Below are 2,699 nucleotides of genomic sequence, written 5' to 3'. Positions count from 1 at the left end.
TACTACGGTGCGTATTTCGGCGAACGTGATCAGCGATTTCGGTTGAACGTGATCGGTGGTTCCGATTGATGGTGATCGGCCGTTTCGGTCGAAGGTGATCGCTGATCACCGGTTTCCGAAACGAGCGATCATCTTGCCGAAACGGGTGATCACGTTCCCGGAATGAGTGATCAGCGAACCGAAACAGCTGATCACGCGACCGAAACGGGATGGCCGTTCCGGCTCGGCGGTGGTGTTGCGCATGTGATCAACGACGGGCGTTAGCCTTGTCTCTTTTTAGGGGACAGGTTGATGCCGGCACATCGGATGAGCATGCGCAAACTGAAGGAAGTATTGCGGCTGAAGTGGTCGTGCGGCCTGTCGCACCGCCAGATCAGCCGCGCGATCGGCATCAGCGTCGGCGCTATCTCGGCATACGCCGCACGCGCGAGCGCGGCCGGCCTCGACTGGGCTGCTGTTGAACCGCTGGCCGACGACGAGCTCGAGATCAGGTTGGACCTACTGGAGGAATCCGCGGTCCCGACCCGGCGGGTCGAACCGGATTACGCGGCGATGCACCGCGACCTGCGCCGCAAGGGCGTGACGCTGCAACTGCTCTGGGAGGAGTACGTCGAGGCCCACCCCGGCCAACGCACCTATCGCTATACGCAGTTCTGCCAGCGGTACAAGGACTGGGCTGCGGCGCTGAAGCGCTCGATGCACCAGCAACACCGCGCCGGCGAGAAGCTGTTCGCCGACTTCGCCGGGCAAACCGTATCGATCCTCGGCCGCGACGGCGGCGTCGCGTTCAAGGCCCACGTGTTCGTGGCCGTCCTCGGCGCCTCGAACTACACCTATGCATGTGCGACGCGTTCCGAGGCCATGCCCGACTGGATCGGCAGCCTGATCGACGCGTTGGAATTCTACGGCGGCGTTCCCGAACTGCTGGTGCCCGACAACCCCAAGGCATTGATCGCCAAGGCCGACCGGTACGAACCGGTGCTGGGCAACACGACGCAGGACTTCGTGAACCACTACGCGACGGCCATGTTGCCGGCGCGGCCGCGCAAGCCGCAGGACAAGGCGAAGGTCGAGGTTGGCGTACAGATCGTAGAGCGCTGGATCCTCGCACGGTTGCGCAACCATCGCTTCTACAGCCTGGCCGAGCTGAACAAGGCGATCGGCAAACTGATCGCCGACCTGAACCGGCGCCCGTTCAAGAAGCTCGACGGCAACCGCCGCGAATGGTTCGAGCGGCTCGATCAGCCAGCACTGCGCCCGTTACCGACACGCCGATACGAGATCGCAACCTTCGTGAAGTGCCGCGTCAACATCGACTACCACGTCGAAGTCGATCACCACTATTACAGCGTCCCGCACGGTCTTGTGCGTCAAGAGGTCTACGCGCGCGTGACGCGCCACTGCGTCGAGATCCGCGGCAAGCGCGTTGCCGCCCACGCCCGCAGCCGACTCCGGAACAAGCATACGACATTGCCCGAGCACATGCCGGCGGCGCACCGTGCTCACATGGAATGGACGCCAGGCCGGTTGTTGAACTGGGGCGCCTCGGTCGGTCCCGGCGCCGAGGCGATCGTCAAACATCTGTTGACCAACCGGCCCCATCCCGAGATGGGGTACCGCGCCTGTCTCGGACTGCTGTCGCTCTCACGCAAGTACGGCAAGGAACGGCTGGAAGCGGCCTGCCAACGGGCGCTCGTGATCGGCTCGCCGACCCGTCGCTCCGTGCTGTCAATCCTCGAATCCGGCCTGGACCGACAGCCGATGCTCCCGATTCCGCCCACCGAATGGCATTCGCCCGATCACGAGAACGTGCGCGGGCCCGAGTATTACCACTGACCCAAGGAGGTCGCGATGTTGATGCAGCAAACCTTAACCCAGCTCAAATCCCTGAAGCTCGACGGCATGGCCCGCGCGTTCGAGGAACAAGCGGCGTTGACCGCCAGCACCAACCTATCGTTCGAAGAGCGCTTCGGCATGGTCGTCGAGCGCGAGCTCGCCTGGCGCGATACCCGGCGGCTCGAGCGGCTGCTGAAGTCCGCGAAACTCAAGAATCCCCAGGCCTGCATCGAGGACATCGAATACCGGCAGAGCCGCGGCATCGACAAGAGCGTCGTCGCCGCACTTGCTGGTTGCGACTGGATCCGTAATGCACAAAACCTCATCCTGACGGGGCCGACCGGAGCAGGCAAGACGTGGATTGCCTGCGCGTTTGGTCAGCAGGCCTGCCGACAAGGCTTCTCCGTGATGTACGTCCGCGTTGCCCGGCTGTTCGAGGAATTGAAGATCGCGCACGGCGACGGCAGCTTCACGCGGCGGCTCGCGCAGCTCGCCAAGATGGACGTCCTGCTGCTCGACGACTGGGGCCTGCAGGACCTCGATCAGAGTGCCCGAAACGACCTGCTCGAAGTGCTCGACGATCGCGTCGGCACGCGCTCCACGATCATTACCAGCCAGCTACCGCTCGAACACTGGCATGCGTGGCTGCAGGATCCGACGCTCGCCGACGCGATCCTCGACCGGCTCGTCCATCAGGCCCACAAGCTGCCGTTGAAGGGTGAATCGATGCGAAAGACTAACGCCAAGCAGTCCTCCGCATCCTGATCGTGATCACCTTCGCTATAATCCATTGACCGCGCAACACCACCTTCCAAACTGATCACGTTCGCCGAAACGCCTGATCACCATCACCGAAATCCGCA

General features: G+C 63.2%; 3 protein-coding genes. 2 read left to right on the top strand and 1 reads right to left on the bottom strand.

What is annotated here, in order from left to right; translation table 11 throughout:
* Window positions 1–105: 105 nt before the first annotated feature.
* Window positions 106–243 (bottom strand): hypothetical protein, encoded by a 138-nt coding sequence (locus U5771_RS34860; protein ID WP_175891702.1) that lies wholly within the window; start codon window positions 241–243, stop codon window positions 106–108.
* Window positions 244–291: 48 nt separating this feature from the next.
* On the opposite strand from U5771_RS34860, the gene istA reads away from it, so the two are divergent.
* Both istA and istB read left to right on the top strand, forming a co-directional pair.
* Complete coding sequence (gene istA / locus U5771_RS34855; protein WP_322028139.1) at window positions 292–1,836, top strand: IS21 family transposase; 1,545 nt, start codon at window positions 292–294, stop codon at window positions 1,834–1,836.
* 15 nt (window positions 1,837–1,851) lie between these two features.
* Window positions 1,852–2,601, top strand: a complete 750-nt coding sequence (gene istB / locus U5771_RS34850) for an IS21-like element ISBmu3 family helper ATPase IstB (protein WP_322028138.1) — start codon at window positions 1,852–1,854, stop codon at window positions 2,599–2,601.
* Window positions 2,602–2,699 lie beyond the last annotated feature (98 nt).

Origin of the sequence: Burkholderia sp. BCC1977 (assembly GCF_905339595.1) — a bacterium.
In the GTDB taxonomy this organism is placed as follows: Bacteria; Pseudomonadota; Gammaproteobacteria; order Burkholderiales; family Burkholderiaceae; genus Burkholderia.
This window is presented reverse-complemented; position numbering and strand designations above follow the sequence as displayed.